27 protein-coding genes are annotated in these 25603 nt (G+C 72.9%); 21 read left to right on the forward strand and 6 right to left on the reverse strand.

Annotated features, from left to right (window positions below):
* Positions 1-205: 205 nt before the first annotated feature.
* The 6 genes from O7617_RS21160 to O7617_RS21185 all read left to right on the forward strand — a co-directional run bounded on the left by O7617_RS21160 (position 206) and on the right by O7617_RS21185 (position 6092).
* Positions 206-625, forward strand: coding sequence for a TraR/DksA C4-type zinc finger protein (locus O7617_RS21160; protein WP_124770807.1), 420 nt, complete (start codon positions 206-208; stop codon positions 623-625).
* A 64-nt stretch (positions 626-689) separates the two neighbouring features.
* Complete coding sequence (gene lspA, locus O7617_RS21165; RefSeq protein WP_282257599.1) at positions 690-1304, forward strand: signal peptidase II; 615 nt, start codon at positions 690-692, stop codon at positions 1302-1304.
* The gene (locus O7617_RS21170) at positions 1301-2245 is read left to right on the forward strand and encodes an RluA family pseudouridine synthase (RefSeq protein ID WP_088988423.1); all 945 of its coding nucleotides are present in this window, start codon (positions 1301-1303) and stop codon (positions 2243-2245) included. Before lspA ends, O7617_RS21170 begins: the two co-directional genes overlap by 4 nt.
* Before the next feature lie 42 nt (positions 2246-2287).
* Positions 2288-3316: a hypothetical protein gene (locus O7617_RS21175; RefSeq protein WP_282257600.1), complete on the forward strand. Its 1029-nt coding sequence runs from the start codon at positions 2288-2290 to the stop codon at positions 3314-3316.
* A 74-nt stretch (positions 3317-3390) separates the two neighbouring features.
* The gene (locus O7617_RS21180) at positions 3391-5118 is read left to right on the forward strand and encodes an ATPase (RefSeq protein ID WP_282257601.1); all 1728 of its coding nucleotides are present in this window, start codon (positions 3391-3393) and stop codon (positions 5116-5118) included.
* Positions 5119-5174: 56 nt separating this feature from the next.
* Positions 5175-6092 (forward strand): DUF2567 domain-containing protein, encoded by a 918-nt coding sequence (locus O7617_RS21185; RefSeq protein ID WP_348774143.1) that lies wholly within the window; start codon positions 5175-5177, stop codon positions 6090-6092.
* Here O7617_RS21185 and O7617_RS21190 read toward each other — a convergent pair.
* Positions 6007-6711, reverse strand: coding sequence for an LON peptidase substrate-binding domain-containing protein (locus O7617_RS21190; protein WP_282257603.1), 705 nt, complete (start codon positions 6709-6711; stop codon positions 6007-6009). The two genes, O7617_RS21185 and O7617_RS21190, sit on opposite strands and share 86 nt — an antisense overlap.
* A gap of 106 nt (positions 6712-6817) precedes the next feature.
* Here O7617_RS21190 and hisD point away from each other — a divergent pair, with 106 nt between their 5' ends.
* The 12 genes from hisD (at position 6818) to hisF (ending at position 15183) form a co-directional block, all read left to right on the forward strand.
* Positions 6818-8140 (forward strand): histidinol dehydrogenase, encoded by a 1323-nt coding sequence (gene hisD, locus O7617_RS21195; RefSeq protein WP_282257604.1) that lies wholly within the window; start codon positions 6818-6820, stop codon positions 8138-8140.
* Positions 8137-9225, forward strand: a complete 1089-nt coding sequence (locus O7617_RS21200; RefSeq protein ID WP_282257605.1) for a histidinol-phosphate transaminase — start codon at positions 8137-8139, stop codon at positions 9223-9225. Before hisD ends, O7617_RS21200 begins: the two co-directional genes overlap by 4 nt.
* A gap of 99 nt (positions 9226-9324) precedes the next feature.
* A complete protein-coding gene (hisB, locus tag O7617_RS21205) occupies positions 9325-9936 on the forward strand; it encodes an imidazoleglycerol-phosphate dehydratase HisB (protein WP_145779744.1) in 612 nt (203 codons plus the stop codon).
* 117 nt (positions 9937-10053) lie between these two features.
* Complete coding sequence (locus O7617_RS21210) at positions 10054-10227, forward strand: hypothetical protein (protein ID WP_282257607.1); 174 nt, start codon at positions 10054-10056, stop codon at positions 10225-10227.
* Positions 10224-10856 carry an imidazole glycerol phosphate synthase subunit HisH gene (gene hisH, locus O7617_RS21215; RefSeq protein WP_282257608.1) on the forward strand — a complete coding sequence of 211 codons (633 nt, stop codon included), beginning with the start codon at positions 10224-10226 and terminating at the stop codon, positions 10854-10856. The genes O7617_RS21210 and hisH overlap by 4 nt, the downstream gene beginning before the upstream one ends.
* 36 nt (positions 10857-10892) lie before the next feature.
* Entirely contained in the window at positions 10893-11216 is a 324-nt protein-coding gene (locus O7617_RS21220) for a hypothetical protein (protein WP_282257610.1), read from the forward strand.
* A 14-nt stretch (positions 11217-11230) separates the two neighbouring features.
* Complete coding sequence (gene priA / locus O7617_RS21225) at positions 11231-11956, forward strand: bifunctional 1-(5-phosphoribosyl)-5-((5-phosphoribosylamino)methylideneamino)imidazole-4-carboxamide isomerase/phosphoribosylanthranilate isomerase PriA (protein ID WP_282257611.1); 726 nt, start codon at positions 11231-11233, stop codon at positions 11954-11956.
* Positions 11953-12342, forward strand: coding sequence for a RidA family protein (locus O7617_RS21230; protein WP_282257614.1), 390 nt, complete (start codon positions 11953-11955; stop codon positions 12340-12342). Before priA ends, O7617_RS21230 begins: the two co-directional genes overlap by 4 nt.
* A 72-nt stretch (positions 12343-12414) precedes the next feature.
* Positions 12415-12861 carry a MarR family transcriptional regulator gene (locus tag O7617_RS21235; RefSeq protein ID WP_282257615.1) on the forward strand — a complete coding sequence of 149 codons (447 nt, stop codon included), beginning with the start codon at positions 12415-12417 and terminating at the stop codon, positions 12859-12861.
* 5 nt (positions 12862-12866) lie between these two features.
* The gene (locus O7617_RS21240; RefSeq protein WP_282264821.1) at positions 12867-13298 is read left to right on the forward strand and encodes an organic hydroperoxide resistance protein; all 432 of its coding nucleotides are present in this window, start codon (positions 12867-12869) and stop codon (positions 13296-13298) included.
* A 45-nt stretch (positions 13299-13343) separates the two neighbouring features.
* Positions 13344-14342, forward strand: a complete 999-nt coding sequence (locus O7617_RS21245) for an NADP-dependent oxidoreductase (RefSeq protein WP_282257616.1) — start codon at positions 13344-13346, stop codon at positions 14340-14342.
* A gap of 73 nt (positions 14343-14415) precedes the next feature.
* Complete coding sequence (gene hisF / locus O7617_RS21250; protein WP_282257618.1) at positions 14416-15183, forward strand: imidazole glycerol phosphate synthase subunit HisF; 768 nt, start codon at positions 14416-14418, stop codon at positions 15181-15183.
* A gap of 6 nt (positions 15184-15189) precedes the next feature.
* On the opposite strand, the gene O7617_RS21255 is transcribed toward hisF, so the two are convergent.
* Entirely contained in the window at positions 15190-15651 is a 462-nt protein-coding gene (locus tag O7617_RS21255) for a hypothetical protein (RefSeq protein WP_282257619.1), read from the reverse strand.
* A 102-nt stretch (positions 15652-15753) separates the two neighbouring features.
* Positions 15754-16461 (reverse strand): hypothetical protein, encoded by a 708-nt coding sequence (locus O7617_RS21260; protein WP_282257620.1) that lies wholly within the window; start codon positions 16459-16461, stop codon positions 15754-15756.
* 58 nt (positions 16462-16519) lie between these two features.
* Here O7617_RS21260 and O7617_RS21265 point away from each other — a divergent pair, with 58 nt between their 5' ends.
* The gene (locus tag O7617_RS21265) at positions 16520-17971 is read left to right on the forward strand and encodes a PLP-dependent aminotransferase family protein (protein ID WP_282257621.1); all 1452 of its coding nucleotides are present in this window, start codon (positions 16520-16522) and stop codon (positions 17969-17971) included.
* A gap of 121 nt (positions 17972-18092) precedes the next feature.
* Here the strand turns inward: O7617_RS21265 and O7617_RS21270 are convergent, their stop codons facing one another.
* From O7617_RS21270 to O7617_RS21280, 3 genes are all read right to left on the reverse strand, one after another.
* Entirely contained in the window at positions 18093-19919 is a 1827-nt protein-coding gene (locus O7617_RS21270) for a long-chain fatty acid--CoA ligase (protein WP_282257623.1), read from the reverse strand.
* A gap of 138 nt (positions 19920-20057) precedes the next feature.
* Positions 20058-20933 carry a terpene synthase gene (locus O7617_RS21275; protein WP_282257625.1) on the reverse strand — a complete coding sequence of 292 codons (876 nt, stop codon included), beginning with the start codon at positions 20931-20933 and terminating at the stop codon, positions 20058-20060.
* Positions 20934-21132: 199 nt separating this feature from the next.
* The gene (locus O7617_RS21280) at positions 21133-21762 is read right to left on the reverse strand and encodes a TIGR03085 family metal-binding protein (protein ID WP_282257626.1); all 630 of its coding nucleotides are present in this window, start codon (positions 21760-21762) and stop codon (positions 21133-21135) included.
* A gap of 163 nt (positions 21763-21925) precedes the next feature.
* On the opposite strand from O7617_RS21280, the gene O7617_RS21285 reads away from it, so the two are divergent.
* Positions 21926-23809, forward strand: coding sequence for an ABC transporter ATP-binding protein (locus tag O7617_RS21285; RefSeq protein ID WP_282257627.1), 1884 nt, complete (start codon positions 21926-21928; stop codon positions 23807-23809).
* Positions 23806-25587 (forward strand): ABC transporter ATP-binding protein, encoded by a 1782-nt coding sequence (locus O7617_RS21290; protein ID WP_282257628.1) that lies wholly within the window; start codon positions 23806-23808, stop codon positions 25585-25587. Before O7617_RS21285 ends, O7617_RS21290 begins: the two co-directional genes overlap by 4 nt.
* Positions 25588-25603 lie beyond the last annotated feature (16 nt).

Consider the following 25603-nt stretch of genomic DNA (forward strand, 5'->3'; position numbering starts at 1 on the left):
AGTTTGGCAGGGGCTAGGGGCTGTTGAGCGGTGCGACGGTGCGGCACGTTGTCGGACGCCTGTACGTTCCGTATTCTTGCCAACCTCCGGAGTGCGCGGCCAACGTCGCCGTGCGCCCCTTTTCGTCCATTAGGGGACGCCTTGGTCGGCGCCCCCTGACCAGGATGCCGCTAACCACGCGGCTCCCCGGCCGAGGGAGCGACCCATGGCTAAGCCAGCCGACACCAGGACCGCCGGGCGTAAGCCGGTGGCCAAGGCCACCCGGAGCACTGCGGAGACCGAGAAGATCCGGGCGGCGTTGGCGGCGCGGCGGGACGAGCTCCGCGCCGAGTACGATCAGACGCTGAGCGAGATCACCGAGCTGCAGCGCGACCGGCTGACCGACTCGGCCGGGGACGACCAGGCCGACACGGGCACCAAGACGCTCGAGCGGGAGCAGGAGATCTCTCTCGCCAACAGCATCCTGGAACGGATCACGCAGGTGGAGCGCGCGCTGGAGCGCCTCGACGAGGGTGGTTACGGCTGGTGCGAGCGGTGCGGCAACCCGATCCCGGTCGAGCGCCTCGCCGCATTCCCGTCGGCCACCCAGTGTGTGACGTGCAAGCAGCTGGAGGAACGGCGCTGAGGTCCGTTCCCCGGCGGCGATGAGACGGTGAGCGATCACCGCCGAGACTGTCGATGGGGAGCGCATGACCGCAGTACCGTCCGCCGAACCCGGCCGCACCGACCCGGGTGGCGGCACACGCCGACCTCGGGCCGTCGCGATTCTCGCCGGAGTCGCCCTGGTGGCCCTGCTGGCCGACCTGGTCACCAAGCACCTCGCGCTGGCCGCGTTGACCGACCGGGAGCCGGTCCGACTGCTCGGCGGGTTCGTCTACCTGAGCCTGACCCGCAACAGCGGCGCCGCCTGGAGCATCGGGGCGGACCACACCTGGGTCTTCCCGCTGATCACCATCGGTGTGGTCGGCTGGATCGTCTGGATGGCACTGCGACTGCGCTCACTGCCCTGGGCGATCTCCCTCGGCCTGGTGCTGGGTGGCGCGCTGGGCAACCTCGTCGACCGGATCTTCCGGGCACCCGCGCCCTTCCACGGGCACGTGGTCGACATGATCAGCCTGTTCGACCCGTACGGCCAGGTGTGGCCGGTGTTCAACCTGGCGGACAGCTCGCTGGTCTGCGGCGTACTGCTGGCCGTGCTGTTGGAGTTGACCGGCCGCCAGCGTGACGGCGGGCGGGCCGGCCGCGACGGCGACCCGGCCGAGACCGACGCCGCCCAGGGCGCCGACCAGCGGGAGCGGGCATGACCTCCGCATTCGCCGCCGGCGGCGACCACCGTTCCCTGCCGGTGCCGGACGGCCTCGACGGCATGCGACTGGACCAGGCCGTGTCCCGCCTGTTCGGGCTCTCCCGCACCGCCGCCGCGGCCCTGGTGGATGCCGGGGACGCGCTGGTCGACGGCAGCGCCCGGCCCAACTCGCACAAGGTGAAGGCCGGGTCCTGGCTGGACGTCACGTTGCCGGCCCCGGTCGCGCCACCGACGGTGGTGCCGCAGGCGGTGCCCGGCCTGCGGGTCGTCTACGCCGACGACGACATCGTGGTGGTCGACAAGCCGGTGGGGGTGGCGGCCCACCCGAGCCCCGGGTGGACCGGCCCGACGGTGATCGGCGGCCTCGCCGCGATCGGGCACCGCATCTCCACCAGTGGCGCCGCCGAGCGCCAGGGCGTGGTGCACCGGCTCGACGTGGGGACCACCGGGATCATGGTGGTCGCCAAGAGCGAACAGGCCTACACGGCGTTGAAGCGGGCCTTCAAGTACCGCGAGGTGGACAAGGGCTACCACGCGGTGGTGCAGGGTCACCTGGACCCGCTGCGCGGGACGGTGGACGCGCCGATCGACAGGCACCCCACCCACGACTACCGCTGGGCGGTGGTGTCCGGCGGCAAGCCGAGCATCACCCACTACGACACCCTGGAGGCGTTCCCGGCGGCGAGCCTGGTCGACGTCCGGCTGGAGACCGGTCGGACCCACCAGATCCGGGTCCACTTCTCCACCCTGCGGCACCCCTGCGTGGGTGATCTGACCTACGGCGCCGACCCCACCCTCTCGGCCCGTCTCGGTCTGGCCCGACAGTGGTTGCACGCCCGCGAACTGAGCTTTCTGCACCCCCGAACGGGGGACGAGGTCCGGTTCGTCAGCGACTACCCTGACGACCTGGACCGTGCGCTCCAGATCCTGCGTGACTGAGCGGCGACCGCCCGACACCGATCCGACGAGGGGATCCCGCCCGTGCGCGCCGGCAACCTGCTGCGGCAGCTGGACCAGCGGCTGCTGCCGCAGCTGACCCGGGCCGTGGCCCGGCTCGGCGACCGGTCGGCGCGGTCCGGGGTGCTCAGTTGGGCCGCCGTGCTCTCCGCGGCGGCTGTCCTGGGCACCGCGGTCTGGGCTGCCGACGACGCGCCGGTGGGCGACCGGACGGTGGGCGAGGTGACCCGGGTCGGTGTGACCGACGGCGACTCCGTTCCCGGCTACCTGCGGTCCGCCGCCGACGACCTGGCCGCGCTCTCCGGGTCCGCCTCGTCCGGCGGGAACGGGACGTACGCACTCGTCACGCTGACCGAGTACCTGCCGCCGCAGCGCCTGGCGGCGGTGCTGGGCGACGTCGGGGTCTCCACCGTCTTCGGGCGGGTGCCGCTGCCCGGGCGGCAGACCGAGATCGTCCGGATTCCCGCGCTGCGGGTGCCGGACGACGTGGTCGCCGGGATGGAGGAGGTGGCGGCCCGCAAGGACGCCGAAGCCGCCGACTACCGGGCCCGAGCCACCGCGGTCGACGGTGACGGGGCGGCCGAGCGGGAGCTGCGGGACCGCTACGTCAGTGGCGCCGAGGTGGCGACCGCCGAGGCGGCGGCGTACCGGAGTGGCTGTGCCTGCGTCTACGCCGCCGTGGTGCGTGCCGTGCCGGAGGCGCTACGCGGTGTGGCGACCCGAGCCGACGTCCGGGCGGTCGACCCCGCCCCCGAGGTGTACCGGCTGGACCGCACGGTGTTCACGCCACCACTGCCCGAGCAGCGCGACGTGGTGCGCCCGCCGGCCGACACCGGGCCGAGTCCGGCGTCGACCCCGGACGGTCCCGTGCGGTCGACCCCACCCGCGCCCGCGCCGCTGGCATCGGTGGGCGAATCGTCGGAACCCGCACCAGTCGTCACGATTCCGTCGCCCGCGCCGTCGACGCCCGGGCCGACCGAGCCGCCCCCGCCGAGCATCACCACCTCCCCGGACAGCGCCGGTGCCGAACCGCCGTCGCCCGCGTCGTCGTGATCTGCGTCGGCTGGTGTGCGCTCCGAGGTGTGGTCCGAATAGGGTTTGGTTCGTAGCCTGTCAGACGGAGATCGATGGCGCTGGGAGGGCGGGCCGTGGAGGGCAGTGAGACCGGCTGGGGCCGGCCGGCCGAACCAGCGCCGCGGTGGCGTGCGTTGTTGGACCGCGCCCGGCTGGGCGGTCGCGGCGCGGAGCAGACCGAGCCGGACCGGCGTGCCGACGACGCGCCGCCGGACCCGCTGCCACGGCGCGCGGCCCCCAACGGCTACGCCGGGCGGGCACCGGCCATCGGGCATCCAGCCGATCTGTCGTACGGCGCGGAGCCCGACTACCGGGCCGAGGCGACCTACCGCGTCGACCCCGCCTACCGGGCCGAGCCGGGTTACCGGGCGGACCCCGCGTACCGAACTGAGCCGGACTACCGGGCGGACCCCGCGTACCGGGCGGAGCCGGACTACCGGTCGGACCCGGCGTACCGGACGGAGCCGGGCTACCGGTCCGAGCCCGGCTTCCGGACCGAGCCGGACTATCGGGCGGAGCCCGCGTACCGCGCCGAGCCGACCTATCGCCCCGACCCGGGCTATCGGGCGGAGCCGGGTTACCGGGCCGAGCCCGGCTACCCGGCTGAGCCGGCGTACCGGCCCGAGCCCGGTTACCGGGCCGAGCCGGACTATCGGGCCGAGCCGACGTACCGGACCGAACCCGAGCCGCCGCCGGCCGTCCCCGACCCCGGTCAGTCGCGGTACGCGTTGCTGGACAACGGCTACCGGCCGAACGACCCGCCGGTGGAGTCGCGGTACGCCCTGCTGGAGACCGGCTACCAGCCGGAGACCGGTTATCCGGTCGCCGTGCCGTCGCCCCCGCCGGTCGCAGCGCCACCCGCCGCGCCGGTCGTGCCACCACCGGTCGCGCCGCCGACCCCGTCGGTCGGTTCGGCGGTCGTCGAACGTGCCTACCCGGCCCGGATCGAGTGGCGCCCGCAGGGCGTCGACCAGGAGCAGGAACGAGCCAACGGGGTGCTCCGGCGGGATCTGGGCACTCCCCGGGTGCTCGCCTTCGCCAATCCCAAGGGCGGGGTGCACAAGACCACCGCCACCGTGCTCGCCGCGGCCACCGTCGGCAGCGTGCGGGGGCAGGGCGTGCTGGCCTGGGACGACAACGAGCTGCGTGGCACCCTCGGGCTGCGGGCAGGCAGCGCCCGGCACGCCCGGACGATCCGGCACCTCGTCACCGACCTGGCCCAGATCGAGATCCTCGAGGGCGACACCCTGCTGGGTCGGCTGGACGACTACCTGCGGCACGCCTCCGACGGCTCGTACGACGTGCTGGCCGGCGAGGAGAGCCCGCGCTTCGCCCAACGACTGGACCAGTTCACCGTCCGGCGGGTGTTGGAGCTGCTGCGGCGCACCCACGACGTGGTCTGCGTCGACACCGGCAACAACGTGGAGAGCCCCAACTGGCGCACCGTGATGCAGGCCGCCGACCAGTTGGTGGTGACGACGGTGCCGCGGGAGGACGCGGCGTTCAGCGCGGACTGGATGCTCGACCTGCTGCACGAGGAGGGCATGGGGGAGTTGGCGGACAACGCCGTCACCCTCATCTCCTGCCCGACCCCGGGTCGCTCGCCGCTGCAGGACGACCTGGAGAGGCACTTCGCCACCCGCACCCGTGGAGTGGCGGTGGTGCCCTACGACCCGGCGCTGGAGACCGGGGCGTCCATCGAATACCACCAGCTCCAGCCGGAGACCCGGCAGGCGTGGTTGCGGGCGGCGGCGATGATGGTGGAGCCCTTCGCCCGGTGAGCTGGTGTGCCGCCACCGGAGCCCCAGCCGTCGACCGGGCCTGAGAGGATCATCGGGTGAGCCCGGACAACCCCGACCCCACGCGGCCCGTCGACGAGCCCGACCGACCCGCGCCAGCCCGCACACCGAGCGCGGACTCGCCGCAGACCGAGCAGGGGGCCGGAGCGCCGCCGCAGGCGGAGCAGCCGCCCGGGCCGCAGCCGGAGGCCGGGCCGCAGTCGGAGGCCGGGCCGCAGTCGGACACCCACCCACTCGCACCACCGCACGGGTACGGTCCGGGCGACGCCCCGGCCTCGGCCGCGTACCAGAGTTCGTTGGAGTTGACCTTCGACGAGCCGCGTCGTCCGGCGCGCACCGTGGCGACGGTGCTGGCCAGTGTGCTCGCCGTGGCCGTCCTGGGTGTCCCGTTCGGGCTGATCTGGGCCGCGTTCGCGCCGGACACGCCGGTGCTCAAGACCGCCGAGGGGGCGATCTACGCCGACCCGCAACCGGAGCAGCCCATCGCCGCAGACGGATGGTTCAGTCTGCTCGGGCTGGCCTTCGGGTTGCTGGTGGCGCTCGCCCTGTGGTTCGTGCTGCGACGTCGGCGCGGCCCGGTCGGGCTGCTCGCCGCCGTCCTCGGCGCGTTGGCCGCCGCGCCGGTGGCCTGGCAGGTGGGACGGCGGATCGGCCTGGCCACCTTCGACCGGATGCTGGCCACCGCCCCGGCCGGGCAGTCCTTCACCAAACCCGCCGACCTGCGGGCCGGTGGGGTCGACTGGTTGCTCGGTGTCCTGCCGGTGCCCCACGGCAACCTGCTGTTGCCGGCGTTCGGCGCCGCGATCACGTACACCCTGCTGGCCGGCTGGTCGCGGTGGCCGGGCCTGCGCCCGGAGCCCGAGCCGGGGCTCAGTTGGGTGTCGGCGGGGACGCCAGTTCCGCCAACGGCACCGGAACCGCCCGCACCTGACGCAGCAGAGCCGCCTCGCGGTTGAGCAGTCGCAGCTCGGCGCGGAGCCGCGCGGCGGTGTCGTCGATGGCCAGCAGCCGTTGCCGGTCGTCGACGGTGAGCGCCGCGGTCGCCGCCACCAGATGCGACAGCACGGTCGGGTCCTCCGGCAGCTGCTCGGAGATCTCCTCCGGGTCGGGGCGGATCAGCCCCAGGTACTGCCGGAACACCGCGATCACCCGGGCGGCCAACAGGTCGGCGACCTCGTCCGGCCCGGACGGGTCGGGCAGCCACTCGACGTCGGCGGTCAGGTAGGGAGCCGCGTCGTCGTCGACCTCGGCGATCCGGAACCGGCGACGGCCGACCGTGACGATGTCGAAGCCACCGTCGGCCAGCTCGGTCACCTGCCGCAGCTCGGCGGTGCAGCCCACCTCGTGCAGGGTGACGTCGCCGACGCCCGCCGTCGCGCGGGCACCGGGACCGGCGGGCGCGACCTCCCACCCGGCCTGGATGGCCACCACACCGAACTCGCGGGGCGCACCCTCGGGCAGGTCGACGAGGTGTCGGACCAGTGCCCGGTAGCGCTCCTCGAAGATGTGCAGCGGCAGCACCAGCCCGGGAAAGAGCACCGTTGCGAGCGGGAACACCGGCAGCCGTGCGGTCACATGGTCGAGCCTAACCAATCTCGCCCCGGTGGGCGTGGCCCGGCTCACCGTCCCGGCGTACGGGCGGCTCGGGTGCGTCGCGGGCGGGCCGCCTAGACTCGCAAGGGTGCTGAACCGGATCGACCTGCGCAACGGTCTCGGAGACCCGCGCCGCCTGCTGCCCCGTGCCCAGCTCGACGTGTCGGTCGCCGTCGAGCGGATCCGACCGCTGGTGGAGGCGGTCCGCGAGCATGGTTACCCGGCGATCCGGGAGGCCAGCGAGCGGTTCGACGGCATCTCCCCGGAGGTGCTGCGGGTGCCGGTCGAGGCGATCGCCGAGGCCGAGGGGGTGCTCGACCCGGCTGTGCGCGCCGCGCTGCTGGAGTCGATCAGCCGGGCCCGCCGGGTGCACGCCGACCAGCGGCGCACCGACCACGTCACGCAGGTGGTGCCCGGCGGCACGGTCACCGAGCGGTGGCTGCCGGTCGACCGGGTCGGCCTCTACGTGCCCGGCGGCCTGGCGATGTACCCGTCGACGGTGGTGATGAACGTCGTTCCCGCCCAGGCGGCGGGCGTGCGGTCGCTGGTGGTGGCCAGCCCGCCGCAGAAGGACAACGGTGGTCTGCCCGACGCCCGGGTGCTCGCCGCGTGCGCGCTGCTCGGTGTCGACGAGGTGTACGCCGTGGGCGGCGCCCAGGCGGTGGCGATGCTGGCGTACGGCGCGGCGGTCGACCCCGCGGGTGAGCTGCGGTGCGACCCGGTCGACCTGATCACCGGCCCGGGCAACATCTGGGTGACCGCCGCCAAGCGGTTGCTGCGGGGCGTGGTCGGCATCGACGCCGAGGCCGGGCCGACCGAGATCGCCATCCTGGCCGACGACACGGCCGACCCGGCGCACGTGGCCGCCGACCTGATCAGTCAGGCCGAGCACGACCCGCTGGCCGCGAGCGTGCTGGTCACCCCGTCGCCGACGCTGGTCGAGGCGGTCGAGCGGGAGCTGGCCCGGCAGGTGCCGGCGACCAAGCACGCCGAGCGGGTGACCACCGCGCTGACCGGCGAGCAGAGCGGCGTGGTGCTCGTCGACGACCTGGAGGCGGGGCTGCGGGTGGTCGACGCGTACGCGGCCGAGCACCTGGAGATCCAGACGGCCGACGCCCGGGAGTGGGCGCTGCGGGTACGCAACGCTGGGGCGATCTTCGTGGGCGCCTGGTCGCCGGTGTCGCTCGGCGACTACTGCGCCGGGTCCAACCACGTGCTGCCCACCGGCGGCTGCGCCCGGCACTCCTCCGGTCTGTCGGTGCAGTCGTTCCTGCGCGGCGTGCACCTGATCGAGTACACCGAGGCCGCGCTGCGGGATGTGGCCCCGCACGTGGTCACCCTGGCGACTGTCGAGGACCTGCCCGCGCACGGCCAGGCGGTCCAGGCGCGCTTCCCGGAGGGGGCGGCGTGAGCAGCCTTGACGACCTGCCGATCCGCGATGACCTGCGGGGGCTGTCGCCGTACGGGGCGCCGCAGTTGGACGTGCCGGTGCGGCTCAACACCAACGAGAACTCCTACCCGGTGCCGGAGCCGGTGGTCGAGGCGATCGGCAAGGCGCTCGCGGCCGAACTGCGTGAGTTGAACCGCTACCCGGACCGGGACGCGGTGGCGCTCCGCGCCGACCTGGCCGAGTATCTCGGTCACGGGCTCACCGTCGAGCAGGTGTGGGCGGCCAACGGCTCCAACGAGATCCAGCAGCAGTTGCTCCAGGCGTTCGGTGGGCCGGGGCGCAGCGCTCTCGGCTTCGTTCCGGCGTACTCGATGCACCCGCTGTTGGCGTTGGGCACCGGCACCCGGTGGGTGCCCGCCGCGCGTGGCGTCGACTTCGGGTTGACCGCCGAGGAGGCGGTCGCCCAGGTCCGCGAGCACCAGCCGGACGTGGTCTTCCTCTGCTCGCCGAACAACCCCACCGGCACGGCACTCGATCCGGCGGTGATCGCCGCGGTGCTCGACGTCGCGCCGGGCATGGTGGTGGTCGACGAGGCGTACGCCGAGTTCGCCCGACCCGGGACGGTCAGTGCCCTCGCGGTGCTGCCCGGCCACCCCCGGCTGGTGGTCAGCCGCACGATGAGCAAGGCGTTCGGCTTCGCCGGTGGGCGGCTGGGTTACCTGGCCGCCGACCCGGCGGTGGTGGAGGCGGTGCAGCTCGTCCGACTGCCGTACCACCTGTCCGCACTCACCCAGGCCGCCGCGCGGGCGGCGGTGACCCACCGCGACGCCCTTCTCGGTACGGTGAGCGCGATCATGGCGCAGCGGGACCGGATCGTGGCGACGTTGCGCGAGCGCGGGTTCCGGGTCGCCGACAGTGACGCCAACTTCGTGCTCTTCGAGGTGGGCGGCGACCAGGCCACGGTCTGGAAGGCCCTGCTGGCCCAGGGCGTGCTGGTCCGGGACGTCGGTCTGCCCGGTTGGCTGCGGGTGACCGCGGGCACCGCCGCCGAGACCGACGCCTTCCTTACCGCAATAAAGACTGTGACAGGGGAGCGCGAGGAGTGAGCGTGCGAGCCCCGCAGTCGCGAACCGGCAGGCCCGGTGAGCGCGAGGAGTGAGCCGGTTTTGCGAGCCCCGCAGTCGTGAACGAAAGGTTGCACAGCGATGAGCCGGACCGCCCGGGTGGAGCGGATCACCAAGGAGACCAAGGTCCTCGTCGAGATCGACCTCGACGGCACCGGCGCCGCCGAGATCAGCACCGGCGTGGGCTTCTACGACCACATGCTGCACCAGATCGCCCGGCACGGCGGCTTCGACCTGACCGTGCGCACGGTGGGTGACCTGGAGATCGACGCGCACCACACGATCGAGGACACCGCGCTCGCCCTGGGTGCCGCGTTCGACCAGGCGTTGGGCGACAAGGCCGGCATCCGACGGTACGGTTCGGCGACCGTGCCGATGGACGAGGTGCTGGTCCGGGCCGCGGTGGACCTGTCCGGTCGGCCGTACGTGGTGCACGACGAGCCGGTTCTGGCCCCGTACATCGGGCCGGTGTACGCGACGAGCATGACCCGGCACATCTGGGAGTCCTTCGGGCAGGCGGCCCGGGTCACGCTGCACGTCGACGTGCTGCGGGCGGCCCGGCCGGGCGGTCACCCGGACGCGCACCACGTGGTGGAGGCGCAGTTCAAGGCGGTCTCCCGGGCGTTGCGCGAGGCCACCTCGATCGACCCGCGCGCGGCCGGTGCGATCCCCAGCACGAAGGGTGCGCTCTGATGAGCGCGAGGAGTGCAGCGGAGCGGAGCCCCGCAGTCGCGAATGGCGGGTGGAACTGATGAGCGCGAGGAGTGCAGCGGAGCGGAGCCCCGCAGTCGCGAATGGCGGGTGGCTCTGATGGGCGCCGTGTTGCCGACGTTGTTGTTGATCCTGGCCGGGGTGTTGGTGGGTGGCGTGTGGTCGCTGTACCGCCAGGGCGCGTCGAAGGGCGTGGTGGGCGTCACCGCGTTGCTCGCGGTGCTCGCCACGGTCGGTGGGGTGTTGTGGCTGTTGCCGGGGTCTGACGCATGAGCGACGTGGTGGTGCTCGACTACGGCTCGGGCAACCTGCGGTCGGCGGAGCGGGCGTTGGCCGCCGCCGGAGCGGACGTGCGGGTGACCGACGACCTGTCCGCGGCGGCCGCCGCGGATGGCCTGGTGGTGCCGGGGGTGGGCGCGTACGCGGCGTGCATGGCCGGGATCGAGGCGTTGGGCGCCGGCCCGGTGATCGCCGAGCGGGTGGCGGCGGGCCGACCGGTGCTGGGGATCTGCGTGGGCATGCAGGTGCTCTTCGAGTACGGCGAGGAGCACGGTGTGGTGTCCAAGGGGCTCGGGTTGCTGCCCGGTGGCGTGACCCGGTTGGCCGCCCGGCGGCTGCCGCACATGGGCTGGAACACGGTCCGGGCGCCGGGGGAGTCGGTGCTCTTCGCCGGGTTGCCGGAGCAGAGCCGGTTCTACTTCGTCCACTCGTACGCGGTGGGGGATCCGGTGGCGCTGGCCGCTGCCGGTGCCACCGTGACCACCGCCCACCACGACGTGGATTTCGTCGCCGCGGTGGAGCGCGGCCCGCTCTCGGCGGCCCAGTTCCACCCGGAGAAGTCCGCCGACACCGGTGCCGCGCTGCTGCGCAACTGGCTCGCCACGTTGCCCAGCGGTGGTTGAGCGTCGTGGCCCGGTGCCCGACGCGGGTGCGTCGCGGTGAGCCGGGAGCGGGCCCGCCGGAGGGCGGAGCGGGAGGCGGAGCAGGCCAGGGAGCGGGCGGTCCGGCAGCGGAAGGTGGCTCGCCGGCAGCGCCGACGCGCTGTGGTCCGTCGGTTGACGCCGCAGGTGCGGCGGGGCCGCTCGGGTCGGCTGGCCCGGCACACCCGGGGTGAGCGGGCGGCGATCGTGCTGCTCACCGGCGCGGCGCTGATTCTGATCTGGACGTTCGTCGACAATGTGGCGTTGCGTGTCGCGTTGATCGTGCTCTTGCTGCTCGTACTGCCGGCGATCGTGGTGATCGCCCTGGACCGTCGTAGCTGATCGAGGAGATGACGTTGAGCCTGACCCTGTTACCCGCCGTGGATGTCGCCGACGGCCGGGCCGTCCGGCTCGTGCAGGGCGCCCTCGGAAGCGAGAGCGTCTACGGCGACCCGTTGGATGCGGCGCTGGCCTGGCAGCGGGACGGCGCGGAGTGGATCCACCTGGTCGACCTGGACGCGGCGTTCGGGCGGGGCACCAACGCGCACCTGCTCGCCGAGGTGGTGCGCCAGTTGGACGTGAAGGTCGAGCTGTCGGGTGGCATCCGCGACGACGAGTCGTTGCGCGCGGCGTTGGGCACCGGTGCGGCCCGGGTGAACATCGGCACGGCCGCCCTGGAGGACCCGGTGTGGTGTGACCGGGTGGTCGGCGAGTACGGCGACCGGGTGGCCATCGGGTTGGACGTGCGGGGTCGGACCCTGTCCGCGCGGGGTTGGACCCGCGACGGCGGCGACCTCTACGAGGTGCTGGAGCGGTTGGACAAGGCGGGCGCGAGTCGGTACGTGGTCACCGACATCACCAAGGACGGCACGATGCGCGGGCCGAACCTGGATCTGCTGCGTGAGGTGTGTGCTCGTACCGACCGGCCGGTGATCGCCTCCGGTGGGGTGTCCACGCTGGACGACCTGCGGGCGTTGGCGACCCTGGAGTCGGTGGGAGTGGAGGGTGTGATCGCCGGTAAGGCGCTCTACGCGGGCGCCTTCACGGTGTCCGAGGCGCTGCGGACCCTGGCCGAGGCGTGACCGTCACCCGGTTGGGGTCGGGTGGCCCCTGGGAGCAGAGCTACGGCTATTCCCGGGTGGTCCGGGCCGGTGACCGGGCCTGGACGGCCGGCTGCACGGCGACTGTCGACGGTCGGGTGGTGCACGTCGGTGACGCCGCCGCGCAGACCGCGCAGGCGCTGCGGATCGGCCTGGACGCGTTGGCCGAGGTCGGTGTGGAGCCGGGTGACGTGGTGCGGACCAGGATGTACGTGACCGACCGGCGGCACGCGGACGAGGTGGGCCGGGCGCACAACGTGGTCTTCGGAGCCGTCCGGCCGGCGGCGACCCTGGTGGTGGTGGCCGGTCTGCTGGACCCGGAGCACCTGGTCGAGGTGGAGTTGGAGGCGTACCTCGGCGATCGCTGAGGGTGTGCCCGGCCGAGCCACGGTCGGCCCGATTAGGTTGTGCACAACTTAATTGTGGACTACGGTTCAACGGTGACCGATGACCTGGTGCTGCGCCGGCAGGTGTGCTTCGCGCTCTACAGCGCGTCGCGCGCCCTCACCGACGTCTACCGGCCGATCCTCGACGAGTTCGGGTTGACCTACCCGCAGTACCTGGTGCTGCTGGTGCTCTGGGAGCGCCCCGACGACCCCCGCACGGTGTCCGAGCTGGGCACCGAGCTGCGGCTGGACTCCGGCACGCTCTCCCCACTGCTCAAGCGGCTGGAGGGGGCGGGGCTGGTGGTCCGCCGACGGTCGACCCACGACGAGCGGCGGGTCGAGGTGGGCCTCACCGAGCAGGGCCGCGCCCTGCGCCGACAGGTCGACCACGTCCCGATGTGCGTCGCCCAGGCCACCGGGCTGGGCATCGCCGAGCTGGTCGCGCTGCGCGACACCCTCACCCAGGTCGCCGACACCATCCACCGACAGAAGGAGCAGTGACCATCATGCAGGTCCTCTACACCGCGTCAGCGACCGCGAGCGGCGACGGCCGGGACGGCCACGTCGAGACCTCCGACGGCACCCTCGCGCTCGACCTGGCCGTGCCGAAGGAGATGGGTGGCGCCGGCGGCGCGGCCAACCCGGAGCAGCTCTTCGCCGCCGGCTACGCGGCCTGCTTCCACAGCGCCCTTCGGGTGGTGGCCCGTCGGGCCAAGGCCGACGTGAGCGGCTCCGTGGTCGCCGCCGAGGTGGGGATCGGCCCGAACGGCAGCGGTGGCTTCGGGCTCACCGTGCAGCTCGTCGTCGACCTGCCCGCCGTGCCCCGCGAGGTCGCCGAGCAGTTGGTCGAGCAGGCCCACCAGGTCTGCCCCTACTCGAACGCCACCCGCGGCAACATCGACGTCGCCCTGACCGTCCGCGAGGCCCTGGCGGCCTGACCCGCGCCCCCGGCAACCCACCGCGGACGAGAGGACGACCACCCCGTGACCAGCAACCGTGAGATCCACCTGGCCAGCCGCCCCGAGGGCTGGCCCACCGACGACAATTTCCGGCTCGTCGAGGCCGACGTCCCGACGCCGGGGCCGGGCCAGATCGTGGTCCGCAACCAGTACCTGTCCGTCGACCCGTACATGCGGGGACGGATGAACGACGTCAAGTCGTACGTCGCGCCGTACGCCCTCGACGCGCCGCTCGACGGTGCCGCGGTCGGCGAGGTGGTGGCCAGTGAGGCGGCGGACATCGCCGTCGGGGCCACCGTCCTGCACGGGCTGGGCTGGCGGGAGTACGCGCTGCTCGACGCCACCGCCGCCCGGCCGGTCGACCCGAGCATCGCCCCGGTCAGCGCGTACCTGAGCGTGCTGGGCATGACCGGGCTGACCGCGTACGCCGGGCTGCTGGAGGTGGCCGCGATGAAGCCCGGCGAGACGGTGTTCGTCTCCGCCGCGGCCGGGGCGGTCGGCAGTCTGGTCGGCCAGATCGCCAAGCTCAAGGGCGCCGGGCGGGTCGTCGGCAGTGCCGGGTCGGCGGCCAAGGTCGAGCGGCTGCGGGCCCTGGGCTTCGACGCCGCCTTCGACTACCACGACGGGCCGGTCCGCGACTCGCTGCGGACGGCCGCCCCGGACGGCGTCGACGTGTACTTCGACAACGTCGGCGGCGACCACCTGGAGGCGGCGATCTCCGCCATGAACCTGCACGGCCGGGTCGCCATCTGCGGCATGATCGCGCAGTACAACGACACCGAGCCGCCGGCCGCCCCGCGCAACCTCGCGCTGGTCATCGGCAAGCGGCTCACCCTCCGCGGCTTCCTGGTCAACGACCACAACGCCGTGCGTCCGGCGTTCGTCCGCGACGTCGCCGGCTGGCTGCGCGACGGCACGCTGTCCTACGACGAGACGATCGTGGACGGCATCGAGAACGCTCCGACGGCCTTCCTCGGCCTCCTGCGCGGCGAGAACCTGGGCAAGATGCTCGTCCGCGTGTGACGCCGGCCTCTCCCACGGCGGTCGACCCGAACGGGTCGACCGCCGTGCCGCGCACGGAGGATAGGCTCGCGGCATGACGGTGGCGGTACGGGTGATCCCCTGTCTGGACGTGGACGCCGGACGGGTGGTCAAGGGGGTCAACTTCCTCGACCTGCGTGACGCCGGCGACCCGGTGGAGTTGGCCGCCGCGTACGACCGGGCGGGCGCGGACGAGCTGACCTTCCTCGACGTCACCGCGTCGTCGAGCGACCGGGGCACCATGCTCGACGTGGTGCGTCGCACCGCCGAGTCGGTGTTCATCCCACTGACCGTCGGCGGTGGGGTCCGCCAGGTCGCCGACGTGGACACCCTGCTGCGTGCCGGGGCGGACAAGGTGGGCGTGAACACCGCCGCGATCGCCCGTCCGGAGCTGATCGCCGAGATCGCCGACCGGTTCGGCCGGCAGGTGCTCGTGCTCTCCCTCGACGTACGCCGGGCCCCGGACGGCACCACGCCCAGCGGCTTCGAGGTCACCACCCACGGCGGCCGGCGCGGCACCGGGATGGACGCCGTGCGGTGGGCGGCCCGGAGCGCCGAGCTGGGCGCGGGAGAGATCCTGCTCAACTCGATGGACGCCGACGGCACCAAGGCCGGCTTCGACCTGGAGCTGATCGCCGCGGTACGAGCGGTGGTGGACGTGCCGGTGGTGGCCAGTGGCGGTGCCGGCGAGGTGGCCCACTTTCCGCCCGCGATCGGCGCCGGGGCGGACGCGGTGCTCGCCGCCAGCGTCTTCCACTTCGGCGAGCTGACCGTGGCCCAGGTCAAGGACGCGTTGCGCGACAGCGGTCACCCGGTGCGCTGAGCCGTTTCAGTGCCCCCCGGAGTGCCCCTCCGGGGATCGGCGGGGCGTCGGGATGGACCGAACCGCGTACTCCTGGACGGCCGCCGCGTGGTCGGCCTCGTCCAGGTTCCAGTCGGCGCTGCCGGGCGCGTGTCGACGGGTCAGCACCCCCTGCACGGTGTCCACCATGGTCGCCACACCCGCCCGCGGGCGGGTACGCCAGAGCTGCTCACCCTCTGCGGTGATCCGGAACCAACCGTCGGCGACGCTGACCAGCCCGGCGCCGACCAGCCGCTGGACCGCGGCTTCCACCTCGTGCCGCTGCGGGATCGTGTGGTTGAGGTGGTCAGCGGTGGAGAGCACGTCGGTCAGGCGGACGCCCTCCGGCCGTCTGCTCGTCGCCGACCGACGGTGCCGACCGGCACCACTCGCGATCACCAGCGACACGAAGATCCAGGCGTCCGTCCAGCGCCAACCGTTCTCCCCCATGAGGAGATGATGACGGCGCGCGTCCCGGAAGGGAACACCCACCCTCCATCTGAACACTGTGGAGCACCACCGCGTGTCGGCTCGCGAACGGTCGGTGAGAGTTCAGCCGGTGGGGGCGACCGGTGCGGCGCCGCCGGGTGCCGGATCGGCCGCTGCGGCCCTGCCGGGCGCGTCGTCGGCCGCTGCGGCCTGGTCGGGCGCGGCCTCGGGCACGGCGAACAGCGGGATGAAGAACTGCGCCAACGGGCCGATGGCCAGCGCGTACGCGACGGTGCCCAGGCCGACGGTGCCGCCGAGCAGCCAGCCCAGCGCCAGCACGGTGACCTCGATGGCGGTGCGCACCAGCCGGATCGACCAGCCGGGCCGACGGGCCACGAAGCCGGTCATCAGCCCGTCCCGGGGGCCGGGGCCCAGCCGGGCGCCGAGGTAGAGGCCGGTGGCGGCGCCGTTGGCGACGATCCCGCTGATCAACAGTGCCAGCCGGACGCCGAGCGGACCACCGGCGGGCAGCAGGGCCAGAGTGGCATCCACGACCAGGCCGATCACCACGACGTTGCTGACCGTGCCGAGGCCGGGCCGTTGCCGCAGCGGGATCCAGAGCAGCAGCACCAGCGCGCCGACGCCGATGGTGACGGTGCCGAACGAGAGCCCCGTCAGCTTGGAGAGGCCCTGGTGAAACACGTCCCACGGGTCGAGGCCCAGGTCGGAGCGGACCATCAGGGCCATGCTGACGCCGTACAGGCCGAGCCCGAGGTAGAGCTGGACCAACCGTCGAACCGGCCGGTGCCGCAGATTGCCAAGCAATGCCATGCATGCCACCCTAGGTGCCAATCCTCGTCGTAAGAGAAGCCAATATCGGGGGAGTGGCATGACTGGTCAGGTGCGAGGAGTCCAATTGGCTCGCCTGCTCGGGCAGTGGCATGCCCTCCCGGGCCGCCGACGCAGCCCCGACTACGCCGCCCTGGCCGGTGCGGTGCGCGGTCTGCTCGCCGACGGTCGCCTGCCGCTGGGCGTCCGCCTCCCCGCCGAACGGGAGCTGGCCGAGGCGCTGCGGATCAGCCGGACCACGGTCACCGCCGCGTACCGGCACCTGCGCGAGACCGGGCACCTGGCCAGCCGCCGGGGCGCGGGTAGCTGGACGATGCTGCCCGGCAACCACCGGGTCGCCAGCACCGGCCTGTGGACCCCGCTCGACGACCAGGACATGATCGACCTCGGCGCCGCCGCACCGGCCGCCCCACCGCAACTGCTGGACGCGGCCCGGGCCGCCGCCGAGGACCTGCCCCGCTACCTGGGCGGAGCCGGTTACCACCCGACCGGCATCATCGAGCTGCGCGCAGCGGTGGCCGACGGGTACACCGCCCGGGGGCTGCCCACCTCGGCCGACCAGATCATGGTCACCAGCGGCACCCAGCACGCCCTGGACCTGGTGCTGCGCCTCGCCCTGGCCCCGGGAGGCAGTGTGCTGGTCGAGTCCCCGACCTACCCCAACGCGCTCGCCGCGCTGGCCGGGCGACGGGCCCGGATCACCACCCACGGTCTGGCCGCCGACGGCTGGGATTCCGACCTGCTGCTGGGCAGCCTCCGGCAGACCCGGCCCAAGCTGGCCTACCTGATTCCGGAGTTCCAGAACCCGACCGGGCACCTGATGCCCGCCGCGCTCCGCGAGCGGGTGGTGGCCGCCGCCCACGCGGTGGGCACCGACCTGGTCGTCGACGAATCCTTCGTGGACCTGCCGCTGGACGGCACCGAGGTGCCACCACCGGTCGGCGTGTACGACCGGCACAGCCGCGTGATCAGCATCGGCGGGATGAGCAAGCCCTACTGGGGTGGTCTGCGGATCGGCTGGGTGCGCGCCTCCGCGCCGCAGGTGCAGCGGCTGGCCGCCGTGCGGGTCGGGGTGGACATGGCCAGCCCGGTGCTGGACCAACTGGTGGCGGTGCACCTGCTCGCCCACGCTGACGCGATCGTCACCGACCGACGCGTCACGTTGGCCGCCCAACGCGACGCCCTGCTCGGCGCGCTGGCGCAACGGTTGCCGGACTGGCGGGTGACCGTGCCCCGGGGCGGCGTGACGCTCTGGGCCGAGTTGGACGGCCCGGTCTCCAGCGCGTTGGCCCGGGCCGCCGAGGAGGTCGGCGTACGACTGGCACCCGGCCCCCGGTTCGGCCTGGACGGCACCCTGGAGCGGTTCCTGCGGCTGCCGTTCACCCTGCCCGCCGCGGACCTGGTGGAGGCGGTGGGGCGGATCGCGGCGGTCCGCTACGACCTGGACCGGTCCGGCCGGCAACGGTGGCGCGAGCCCACCGTCATCGCCTGAGCCCGGACGCCGAAGGCCGACGGCCGCAGCAGCGCCGCGCCGAAGGCCGACGGCCGCAGCAGCGCCGTGGCGGAGGCCGACGGCCCCGTACCCGCCCGGGTACGGGGCCGTCGGCCACTCCTCACAGCTCGGCGAGCGTGCCCGCGTACATCTCCTCGATCTGGGCGGCGAAGTTGCTCTCCACGCCACGACGCTTGATCTTGAGCGACGGGGTGATCTCGCCGTCCTCGATCGTCAGATCGCGCGGCAGGATGGCCACCTTCTTGATCGTCTCCCAGCGGTTGAGCTTCGCGTTGAGCTGGGCGACGTACTCCTCGACCATCGCCCGGGCCTCCGGCGACGCGACGATCTCGCCGTAGCTGCGCCCCTCCAGCGGCCCACCGGCGACCCAGCCCCGGATCGCGTCCGGGTCCAGCGTCACCAGCATCGTGCAGAAGTTGCGGGCCTGACCGACGACGACCGCCTGCGAGGTGTACGGGCAGATGGCCTTGAACATCCCCTCGATGTGCGACGGTGCGATGTACTTGCCGCCCGAGGTCTTGACCAGGTCCTTCTTGCGGTCGGTGATCCGCAGGTAGCCCTGCTCGTCGAGGCTGCCGATGTCGCCGGTGCGGAAGAAGCCGTCGTCGGTGAACGCGGCTGCGGTCTCCTCCGGCAGGTTGTGGTAGCCGCGCATCACCGGCCGACCACGCACCAGGATCTCCCCGTCGGTGTCGATCCGGCACTCCAGGTCACCCATGGCCCGGCCCACCGTGCCGATCCGCAGCCCCGAGGGCGGGTTGACGAAGTTGCCGGCGCTGGTCTCGGTCAGGCCGTAGCCCTCGCTGATCGGCAGGTTCGCCGCGGCGAAGAAGGTGGCGATCTCGGGGCTCAGCGGGGCGGCGCCGGACACCAGCACCCGCATCCGACCGCCGAGGCGGGCCTGGAGCTTGCTGAACACCAGCTTCTCGGCCAGCCCGTAGCGCAGCTTCAACCCGCCCGGCACCGGCTTTCCGGCCTGCTCCAGGGCGACCTTCTCCTTACCGACCTGGACGCCCCAGGCGAAGATCTTCGCCTTCGCGCCGCCCGCGCCCTGCGCGGTGGTCACCGCCCGGTTGTAGACCTTCTCGAACACCCGGGGCGCGCCGCACATCAGCGTCGGACGGATCACCGACAGCAGGTCGACGAGCTTTTCCACCCGCCCGTCGACGTAGGTGGGCAGGCCGACGTGGATGGCGCCGCAGAGCAGCGTCTTGCCGAACGAGTGGGCCAACGGCAGCCACAGGTACTGCAGGTCGTCGTCGCGTAGCAGCCCGACCTCGGCCTGCGCCACGGCCTCCCAGCACCAGCCGCCGTGCAGCAGCTCGACGCCCTTGGGGCGACCGGTGGTGCCGGAGGTGTAGATCAGCGTGGCGAGGTGCTCCGGGCCGATGCCGGCCACCAGCATGTCGATCAGATCCGGTTCGGCGGCCAGCGCGCGGGTGCCGCGTTCCTCCAACTCGGCGAGCGTCAACTGCGGAATCGCGGCGGTCGGGTCGGCGGCACCGTCGAGGAGCACCACGTGGGTCAGCGCGGGCAGGTCGGCGCCGGCGATCTTCGCGGCCTGGGTCGGGTTCTCCGCGAAGAGCACCTTCGACCCGGAGTCGGCGATGATGTACGTCGCGTCGGCCGGCTCGGTGGTCGGGTAGACGGTGGTCGTCGCGCCGCCGGCACACATGATGCCGAGGTCGGCGATCACCCAGTCCAGCCGGGTGTTGGCGAGGATCGCGACCGGGTCCTCCTGGCCGACGCCCAGGCCGTGCAGGCCGGCGGCGACCGCTTTGGCACGCTGGCCGACCTGCTCCCAGGTCAGCCATGCAGGCCCCGCGTCGTCGGGGGTCGGGGACGCAAACGCGTTCCGGTCGGGGGTGGCCGTCACACGCTTGAGGAACATGTCCGGGATGGAGCGGTACGGTACATCGAGAGCCATCGCTGTAGCCGCCTTCGGGGGTGGTGGCGTGACGGGCGTCACGTCATGATGGTTACCGAAGAGTATTGCCTGCCACCGTGCATCGGCTAGCCCCGGTGATCGTCCGGCCGTCCCAACCCACCGACCGGTACTGCGGAATCAGGCGTACCGGGCAGCCACGACTGACCAGTCGTAGGTGGCCCGCACCCAGTTGCGCCGGGCGGCCAGCGCGAGACGTACCTCGTCGTTGCCATTGGACAGCAGCGCCTCCTCGGCGTCCAGATAATCCGCCAGGCCCTGGTTGAACCGGTTGGCCGCGGCCCGCAGCGCGGCCTGCTCGTCGGCGTCGCCGTCCTGGGCGATCACCGTCACCAGATTGTGCGCGTCCGGGTCGGCCCGACTCTCCTTGCCGTAGGAGAAGAGGTCGTTGCACCAGCAGACCAGGTCCACCGCCAGCAGATCCAGGGCGAGCAGCGCCGGGTCGGCGCGCTGGGCCGACCCGGGAGGCCGTGCCGACGCCAGGTCGGTGAGCGTGAGGCAGGGATGCACCCCACCGATGTGCCGGCGCAGCTGTACGTACTCCGCCACGTCGGGCACGCGCCGGCGCTCCCGGTTGGTCGCCTCCCAGAGCAGCGCCAGCAGGTACTGGCGCATCTGGCTGACGAAGCGCAGCAGCAGGGCCGCGTGGTCGTGCAGCCGAGTCCGGCGGCACAGGTCGTGCAGCGCGTCACCGAGCGGCCCGACGGCGGGCGGCGGGACATCCGGGTCACCGTAGCGGTCCAACACGTCGAGCAGCGTGCTGATCGCCGGACCCAGCCTGGCCGGGTCGGCGCCGAGGCCGTCCTCGTCGCAGGCGTCGTCCATCACGAAGAGCCAGCTGATCAGGTCGGTGAGCAGTCGTAGCCCGTCGATCGAGCCGTCCGGGCAGGCCCGCCCGGACAGCCCGGCGGCGTCGGCTCCCTGCAGTCGACGCACACGTTCGCTGGAGTCGACCAACCCGAACGTGCGCGCCCACTCGACGCTCTCGCTTGCCACCTGCTCCGTGGCGCCATGGCGCCCCGCGGAGAACGGGGGCTCCCGCAGCGCCGAAATCGCGAAACTCCGCACAGTGCGCCCCCACTTCGTGCCGCCCGGCGCGGAGCGGCGCGGTGAAGCGTACGGGAGGAGGTATCTGCATGTTTCGTTGGGTGTGGGGAATTCCACACCTGTTTCGTGTCCGTTTAGGTACAGACGGTCACATTCCCAGGCGGGCGGCACGAAGCCGTCGTGCCGCCTCCGCAGGGCCGTCCAGCTGGACCCGGGCCACCCGTTGGCGACCGGAGAGGAACAGGACCAGCTCCGCCGGAGGGCCGACCACCCGCAACCGCTCGCCCCCTCGACCGACGGACAGCTCACCGTGCCCGGGCGCCTGCACGTAGAGGTCCGCCGGGAAGCGGCGCAGCGCCAACCGCGCCATCGAGCTGGCCCGCCTCCACAGCGCGCCCTGCAGGTCGGCGGGCAGGTCCCGCGGCTGCCAGCCGGAGCCGGCCCGGCGGACGTCCTCGTGGTGGATGAAGAACTCCATCAGGTTGGCCGGTTCGTCGGTCACCGGATTGCTGACCGGGCTCCAGAGCGGCGGGCGGCGGACCTGTGCGACCAGGTCGGGATAGGGCCGCGCGGCGAGTCGCCGACGGACCTTCTCGGCGTAGCCGCGCAGCGGCGGCAGCACGATCCCCCCGGCCGCGTCCGGGCGACGTTCCCGCAGCACCAGGTGCGCGGCGAGGTCACGGGTCGCCCAGCCCTCGTTGATCGTCGGGGCGTCCGGCCCGAGGGCCAGCAGGAGATCGGCCAGCGCCTCGCGCTCGGCTCGGGCGTACCGGGGCATGGGCTGATCGTAGGCCCGGCGACCCGTCGGCGCGCGGCGGCGGATGCCGGGGACGACGCCGCCGTCCGCTACGTGACGGTCGACATATCCGGTCGGGGTCGGCGGTGCCGGCCCGGACCGGTAAGGATGAGGGAGATAATTGACGCTTACGGCGGGGGAGAGCGTGGCGAGCAGGACAAGTCGGGACGTGCTCAGTCGAGGACTGGGGGTCCTGCGGCAGGCCATTCGCGAGCAGCCACGGATCTTCGCGGTGGCGGTCGTCGGCAGCGTGCTCTTCGGCGGAATGATCATCGTCAGCGCGCGGGTCGTCGGGACGGTCATCGGCGAGGTGGCGCTCCCGGCCATCGAGCGCGGCGAGGTGGGCGCGGGCACCCTCGCGCTGGCCGCGACGGCGTTGTTCGGGATCAGCGTGCTGCGGGTGGCCGGCATCGTCGGCCGCCGGCTCGGGGCCGGCTACATGCAGTACCGCCTCCAGGCGTCCTACCGCCGCCGGGTCACCCGCCGGTACCTGGAGCTGCCGCTGTCGTGGCACCACCGCAACTCCACCGGCACGTTGCTGTCCAACGCCAACTCCGACGTGGAGGCGGCCTGGTACCCGATCGCGCCGCTGCCCTTCGCCGTCGGCACGCTGGTGATGCTGGTCGGCGCGATCGTGTCGCTCTTCGCCACCGACTGGGCGCTCGCCCTGGTCGGCCTGGCGGTCTTCCCCGCGCTGTTCGCCCTCAACGTCGTCTACTCCCGCCGGATGGCGCCCCGGCAGGCCCGGGCCCAGCGGCTGCGCGCCGAGGTCAGCGGCATCGCCCACGAGAGCTTCGACGGCGCCCTGGTGGTCAAGACGATGGGTCGCGAGGCGCAGGAGACCGCCCGGTTCGCGGGCCGCGCCGGCGAGCTGCGCGACTCGTTGATCGCGGTCGGTCGGCTGCGCGGCGTCTTCGACCCGCTGTTGGAGACCCTGCCCAGCCTCGGCACCCTCGCCGTGCTGGTGGTCGGGGCGTTCCGGCTGCGCCAGGGCGCGGTGAGCGTGACCGAGCTGGTGAGCGTGGCCTTTCTCTTCACCGTGCTGGCCTTCCCGGTGCGGGCCATCGGTTGGGTCCTGGCCGAGCTGCCGCGCAGCGTCGCCGGCTGGGACCGGGTCCGCCGGGTGCTCGACGCCACCGGTGAGATGCCGTACGGGCAGCGCGTGCTCGACCCGGCCGGTTCCGCCCCGGCCGCTCTCACCTTCAGCGACGTGCACTTCTCCTACCCGCCGGCCGAGGCGCACCAGCCCGGCGCGCAGGTCCTCGGCGAGGTCGGCTTCACCGTGCCGGCCGGTCGGACGGTGGCCCTGGTCGGGCCGACCGGCGCCGGTAAGTCGACGATCGCCTCGCTGGCGGTGCGCCTCGTCGACCCGGACACCGGCGTCGTCACCCTGGACGGGGTGGACGTCCGCGAGCTGACCGCCGAGTCGCTGGCCGGCACGGTGGCGCTGGTCGCCCAGGTGCCGTTCGTCTTCGACGACACGGTGCGCGCCAACATCGCGTTGGACCGGCCGGGCATCGACGACGAGGCCGTCTGGGCGGCGCTGCGGCTCGCCGAGGCGGACGGGTTCGTCGCGGCGCTGCCCGACGGTCTGGACACCATGGTCGGCGAGCGGGGCACCTCGCTCTCCGGTGGGCAGCGGCAGCGGCTCACCCTGGCGCGCGCCCTGGCGGGCCGCCCGCGCCTGCTGGTGCTCGACGACGCGACGAGCGCGGTGGACCCCCGGGTGGAGGCGGCCATCCTGGCCGGGCTGCGGTCGTCGTCGGCCGAGCCGGGTGTGCCGGTGGCGTCGATCCTGGTGGTGGCGTACCGGCGGGCCACCATCGCGCTCGCCGACGAGGTCATCTACGTGGAGCAGGGGCGGGTGGTCGCCCGGGGCACCCACAGCGAGTTGCTGGCCACCGTGCCGGGCTACGTCGACCTGGTGACCGCCTACGAGCAGGCCGAGGTCGAACGCGCGCAGGAGAGTCCGTACGGCGACGACGTCGCGCCGCTGCCCTCGGGCCTGGAAATCGAGGTGGACCGGTGACGACTTCTACGGATGCGGGCGGCACGCGGGAGGAGACGACCTGGCAGACCCTGCGTCGGGGATTGGCGTTGTCGCCGGAGCTGCGGACCGGTCTGGCCGGCACGTTGGCCCTGGCGTTGGTCTACATGGTGGGCCGGGTGGCGGTGCCGGTCGCCGTCCAGCAGGGCATCGACCGGGGCATCGTCGGTGGTTTGAGGTTCGGCGTGCTGTGGTCGGTCGTGGGGATCACCGCGGCGATCCTGGCGATCACGACGCTCTGCGGTTACCTGATGATGCGCCGACTGTTCACGGTGAGCGAGACGGCGTTGGCGAACGTGCGGACGCGGGCGTTCCGGCACGTGCACGACCTGTCGATGTTGCACCAGCAGTCGGAGCGGCGTGGGTCGTTGGTCTCTCGGGTGACCAGCGACGTCGACCAGATCACCCAGTTCCTCCAGTGGGGTGGGGTGATCCTGCTGGTCAACCTCGGTCAGCTGGTGGTCACGACTGCCGTGATGCTGGCGTACTCCTGGCAGTTGACCCTTGTGGTGTTGGCCGCGTTCCTGCCGGCGGTGTTCGTGATCCGGCAGTTGCAACTGCGGCTCGCGACGGCGTACGCGACGGTGCGGCAGCGCACCGGAACGTTGCTCGGCGCGATCGGCGAGAGCGTGGTGGGCGCGCCGGTGATCCGGGCCTACGGCATCGCGGGGCGCACCGAGCGGCGGCTGGACGAGGCCATCGACAAGCAGCGGTTGGCGCAGCAGCGGGCGATCCGGATCAGCATCGTGGGCAGTTCGGTGGGTGAGCTGGCGGCGGGGCTGGCGTTGGCCGGTGTGGTGGCGCTCGGTGTGACACTCGGCGTGGGCGGGACGTTGTCGATCGGCCAGTTGACGGCGTTCCTGTTCCTGGTGACGCTCTTCATCCAGCCGGTGCAGATCGCCACCGAGGTGCTCAACGAGGCGCAGAACGCGATCGCGGGCTGGCGTCGGGTGCTGGACGTGTTGGACGTCGCCCCGGACGTGGCGGACCCGGGGGAGCAGGGCCGGGAGTTGCCGGGTGGGCCGTTGGACATCCGCTTCGCGGGTGTGCGGTTCGCGTACCCGGGTGGCCCGCCGGTGCTGCACGACATCGACCTGGAGATCGCGGCGAAGAGCCGGGTGGCGGTGGTCGGCGAGACGGGCAGCGGGAAGACCACCTTCGCGAAGTTGTTGACCCGGCTGATGGACCCGTCGGACGGTGCGGTGTTGCTGTCCGGGGTTCCGTTGGCGCAGGTGCGGTTCGACTCGTTGCGGTCCCGGGTGGTGATGGTGCCGCAGGACGGGTTCCTGTTCGATGCGTCGGTGGGGGACAACGTCCGGTTCGCCCGGCCGGAGTTGACCGACGAGCAGTTGGTCGTGGCCTTCACGGAGTTGGGCCTGTCTGACTGGTTGGGGGGTCTGCCGGCGGGTCTGGACACGCCGGTCGGTGAGCGTGGTGAGGCGCTGAGCGTCGGGGAGCGGCAGTTGGTGGCGTTGGCCCGCGCGTACGTGGCCGATCCGGACCTGCTGGTGCTGGACGAGGCGACCAGCGCGGTGGACCCGGCGACGGAGGTGCGGTTGCAGCGCACCCTGGACGCGGTCACCCGGGGGCGGACCACCCTCGCCATCGCGCACCGGCTCTCCACGGCGCAGGCGGCCGACGAGGTGATCGTGGTGGATCGGGGTCGGGTGGTGCAGCGGGGTCCGCACGACGAGCTGGTGCGTGACGCCGACTCGGTCTACGGCCTGCTCTACGCCTCGTGGCTGGAGCAGACCAGGTGATGTGGTGTTCCGGTGT

The organism is Micromonospora sp. WMMD1155, assembly GCF_029581275.1.
In the GTDB taxonomy this organism is placed as follows: domain Bacteria; phylum Actinomycetota; class Actinomycetes; order Mycobacteriales; family Micromonosporaceae; genus Micromonospora.

Coding starts and splice junctions, on each gene's coding strand:
- O7617_RS21160 (WP_124770807.1), top strand. CDS start 206: ATGGCTAAGCCAGCCGACACCAGGACCGCCGGGCGTAAGCCGGTGGCC.
- lspA (WP_282257599.1), top strand. CDS start 690: ATGACCGCAGTACCGTCCGCCGAACCCGGCCGCACCGACCCGGGTGGC.
- O7617_RS21170 (WP_088988423.1), top strand. CDS start 1,301: ATGACCTCCGCATTCGCCGCCGGCGGCGACCACCGTTCCCTGCCGGTG.
- O7617_RS21180 (WP_282257601.1), top strand. CDS start 3,391: ATGGCGCTGGGAGGGCGGGCCGTGGAGGGCAGTGAGACCGGCTGGGGC.
- hisB (WP_145779744.1), top strand. CDS start 9,325: ATGAGCCGGACCGCCCGGGTGGAGCGGATCACCAAGGAGACCAAGGTC.
- O7617_RS21210 (WP_282257607.1), top strand. CDS start 10,054: ATGGGCGCCGTGTTGCCGACGTTGTTGTTGATCCTGGCCGGGGTGTTG.
- hisH (WP_282257608.1), top strand. CDS start 10,224: ATGAGCGACGTGGTGGTGCTCGACTACGGCTCGGGCAACCTGCGGTCG.
- O7617_RS21240 (WP_282264821.1), top strand. CDS start 12,867: ATGCAGGTCCTCTACACCGCGTCAGCGACCGCGAGCGGCGACGGCCGG.
- hisF (WP_282257618.1), top strand. CDS start 14,416: ATGACGGTGGCGGTACGGGTGATCCCCTGTCTGGACGTGGACGCCGGA.
- O7617_RS21255 (WP_282257619.1), bottom strand. CDS start 15,651: ATGGGGGAGAACGGTTGGCGCTGGACGGACGCCTGGATCTTCGTGTCG.
- O7617_RS21260 (WP_282257620.1), bottom strand. CDS start 16,461: ATGGCATTGCTTGGCAATCTGCGGCACCGGCCGGTTCGACGGTTGGTC.
- O7617_RS21265 (WP_282257621.1), top strand. CDS start 16,520: ATGACTGGTCAGGTGCGAGGAGTCCAATTGGCTCGCCTGCTCGGGCAG.
- O7617_RS21270 (WP_282257623.1), bottom strand. CDS start 19,919: ATGGCTCTCGATGTACCGTACCGCTCCATCCCGGACATGTTCCTCAAG.
- O7617_RS21280 (WP_282257626.1), bottom strand. CDS start 21,762: ATGCCCCGGTACGCCCGAGCCGAGCGCGAGGCGCTGGCCGATCTCCTG.